This is a genomic window from Actinoplanes sp. NPDC048791, assembly GCF_040650095.1.
Taxonomy (GTDB): domain Bacteria; phylum Actinomycetota; class Actinomycetes; order Mycobacteriales; family Micromonosporaceae; genus Actinoplanes.
The window spans coordinates 1-2245 of sequence record NZ_JBEZGQ010001228.1; the positions used below are offsets into that span (position 1 = coordinate 1).

3 protein-coding genes are annotated in these 2245 nt (G+C 71.8%); 2 read left to right on the forward strand and 1 reads right to left on the reverse strand.

Going from position 1 to position 2245, the window contains the following annotated elements:
- Together AB0C29_RS44695 and AB0C29_RS44700 are read left to right on the forward strand one after the other, a co-directional pair.
- The coding region (locus AB0C29_RS44695) for a hypothetical protein (RefSeq protein ID WP_360833926.1) at positions 1 to 1064 on the forward strand (1064 nt) is incomplete at its 5' end.
- A gap of 127 nt (positions 1065 to 1191) precedes the next feature.
- Positions 1192 to 1797, forward strand: a complete 606-nt coding sequence (locus AB0C29_RS44700) for a hypothetical protein (protein ID WP_360833928.1) — start codon at positions 1192 to 1194, stop codon at positions 1795 to 1797.
- 5 nt (positions 1798 to 1802) lie between these two features.
- On the opposite strand, the gene AB0C29_RS44705 is transcribed toward AB0C29_RS44700, so the two are convergent.
- On the reverse strand, positions 1803 to 2245 hold a 443-nt coding region (locus tag AB0C29_RS44705), incomplete at its 5' end, for a substrate-binding domain-containing protein (protein ID WP_360833930.1).

The following is a 2245-nucleotide window of genomic DNA, read 5'->3' on the forward strand; positions in this document are numbered from 1 at the left end:
CCGCGATCGGTCCGTGGCCGGAGCGGCGCGCCGCCCCCGTTCAGACGGTCGAGCAGTCGGGACTCCGGATGCCCGCCTCGTTCGAGGACGCGCCGCAGATCGCGTCGGTGTGGCCGGACGCCGTCATCGAGCCGCCGGCCACCTCCCCGACGGGTCAGAAGGCCCGCACGGTGGGGCGTCTGGACGCCGACCGCGTGCTGGTCAAGGACATGGTGTCGCTCTACGCCTACAACGTGCGCGACAAGACGTTCCGGACGCTCGTCACCGGGTTCGGTGGCAACGACCCGGCCAACGAGGTCCTCGTCACGCCGAACTGGCTGGTGTGGCAGGCGCGCGACAACGGCAAGGAGTTCTTCTCGGTCTACCGCGCGCCGGTGACCGGCGGCGAGCGGCAGCTCGTGACCACGGTACGGACCAGCTACCTGCTCGCCCGGGACTGGTACGCCACGGACGACGCGGTCTACTGGTCGGCCCGCAGTGGCGGAGTCACCCGAGTCTCGTTGTCCGACGGCGTCACGACGAAGCCGGCGGAGTTCAAGAACCTCGGCACCCACGGCACCCCGTGGGCCGAGTTGACCGGCCGGCCGGCCGGCCGGAGCAGCGGCACAGTGTCGCGACTGCTCCGTAACCTCGTCACCGGGGAAGAGCGCAAGGTCACCGCGCTGCCCGACACGGTGTCGCTGCGGTGCGCTCCGACCTTCTGCCTCGGCACGACGGATGCCTCCCAGCCGTTGATCCAGCGCAGGTCCTCCGGCTGGTTCGTTCAGGAGCTGGACGGGTCCGGGCGCCGGGCGCTGCCGACGACGTCCGACTACGGGGCACCTCAGTTGATGTCCACCGACACCGGGGGCCGGATTCTGATCTGGATGGAACGCGGGGACCAGATCATCCTGAACCCGGTCACGGGCCACTGGGGCAGCACGCGACGCGGGACCACATCGTTTCCGAGCTGCGCCGGCCTCGGCCTTCTCCCGCGCACCTTCGCCTGGGGCGGGGACAAGCCGCCGGTCAACTGCAGCACCGGTCAGGGCACCCGGATGATGCTGTTCGAGGATGCGGAGTGAGGCGGGTGGCAAGCTCCACGTCCGTGTGAAAGTGGCGGCCGCTCGGTGCGCCACCAGCGATTCGCCGGGCGATCTCCGCGCAGCGTGATGGATGGTGAGTTCCCACCGTTGAAGGGAAACACCGGCGATGCAGCACCTGTACGCGCGGCGCCTCCTGGGCGTACCGGCCGCCGCCGCCGTTCTTCTGCTCACCGTGGCGTCCCCGGCCCGCGCCGGGGACATCTACCGGGGCGATCCGATCTCGGCCGCCTTCCCGGACATCGAGGTGCCGGTGGGCGGTACTGCCGTCGACGCGCTGGGACCGAACCTCTGGTCCACGGGCCCGACCAAGCTGACCGGCGCGAAGGTCACCTATGACCTGCGCGGGGTCACCGGCGTCCGGCTCACTCCGAGGGAAGGTGACGGTGTATGCGTCACACCGTCACCGACCCGGGTCGCCTGCTCGGATCCGCGGGTGCTGTCGTTCGAGGGCGAGACGATCGAGCAGTACCTGCCCGTTCGGGTGCAGGCCGCCCGGACCGCGACGGCCGGCCGCACCGGGACGGTGACCATCACGTTCTCCGCCGAGGGACTGGCCCCGATCACCGGGCACAGCGAGGTCCGCGTCGTCGGCGGCCGGGAGACCCTGGCGGCCACCGGCCCGGCGACCGGGGTGATCGGCCTGCTGGCGCTCGGCGCCGGTGTGCTCGGGGTGGCGGCCACGCGCCGTCGCCGCGCCACCTCCGTCGCCTGAGGCTCCTACGCCGACTCGCGGACGACCAGGTCGGTCGGCAGGATCACGGCCGAGTGTTCCTCGCCGTCGATGTGGGCCAGCAGCAGCCGGACCATCTCCGCGCTCTGCCGGGCCCACGGCTGCCGGATGGTGGTCAGCAGCGGCTTGGTCGTGGTGGCGATCTTGTTGTCGTCGAAGCCGCCGACCGCCACGTCCTGCGGCACCCGCTTGCCGGCCCGCTGCAGGGTGGTGATCGCGCCGGCCGCCATCAGGTCGGAGCAGACGAAGACCGCGTCCAGGTCCGGGGCCTGCTCCAGCAGGCGGGCCATCGCCGCCTCGCCCGAGGCCTGGGTGTAGTCGCCGGTCGCGATCAGCTCGGGGTCGCCGTGCCCGACGATCTCGCGGTAGCCGGCCAGCCGGTCGACGCCACCGGGGGTGTCCAGCGGGCCGGTGATGATGGCGATCCGGC